This window comes from Nonomuraea rosea, assembly GCF_039539705.1.
Taxonomy (GTDB): domain Bacteria; phylum Actinomycetota; class Actinomycetes; order Streptosporangiales; family Streptosporangiaceae; genus Nonomuraea; species Nonomuraea rosea.
Genome location: NZ_BAABDQ010000143.1, coordinates 1 through 782 on the forward strand (window position 1 = coordinate 1; position 782 = coordinate 782).

The window sequence follows — 782 nt, forward strand, 5'->3', positions numbered from 1 at the left end:
GTCGAGATGCCAGTCGACCACGTTGGATGGAGCGGACCCTACCGCCCGGCACAGCTGCCGCAGCATCCAATGTGCCCAATACATCCGCAGGGTAGCGGGGGCGATTCGGTCGGCGAGAATCTCGTCCAGGTGGGCTGCCGCCGCGTTCTCCATGGGGTCGGCGTCCGGCGACTGGACGAACCACTCCCGATCGATCCGGGTTTGGATGAGGGCGAAGAGTCGATCGCCGTGGCTTGCGCCGAGATTCCAGTCGACGACCCCGGTAGCGCGGTCGTTCTCATCGAAGAGGACATTTGCCGCTGTGAGATCGACGTGCACCAAGTCATCGCCGACCATCTCGCGGGGCTCTCGCCGGCCGATGCGAAGGATCTCCTTCAGTACGCAACGGCTGCGCGGACTGTGCGTCGCCAGCACCTCGTGGCGAGGACATGGATCGCTGCCGCAATCAGGGCACAGCAGTCGTCCCGGCGCGCCGGGACGCCCGGCGAGAGCGCCGGCGAAACGGTCGTTGATCTCCACCATCGCGTCTATTCTCCCCGGGGTCAGAGGCCGGGGCGGTGCACTGGGAAGCCGCTCCTGCACGAACATCACACCGTCGTTCAGGTTGACCACAAGATCGTGTCTGGGCACCGGTAGCCCGCGGTCACGGACATAGGCAAGCACGTCGGCCGTACGCTTGGCTTCGGCGAGTGAGCCCGCAAATCGAGTCACCACGGCTTGGCGGCCGTCCGGCCACTCGGCGTAGATGGCGCCGCCGAGCCTCCCATGCAGAGCGCGGCCGA

1 protein-coding gene is annotated in these 782 nt (G+C 66.5%); it reads right to left on the minus strand.

What is annotated here, in order from left to right:
* Positions 1-782 (minus strand): phosphotransferase (locus ABEA43_RS67805; RefSeq protein ID WP_345581597.1); only part of this gene is annotated, 782 nt, incomplete at both ends.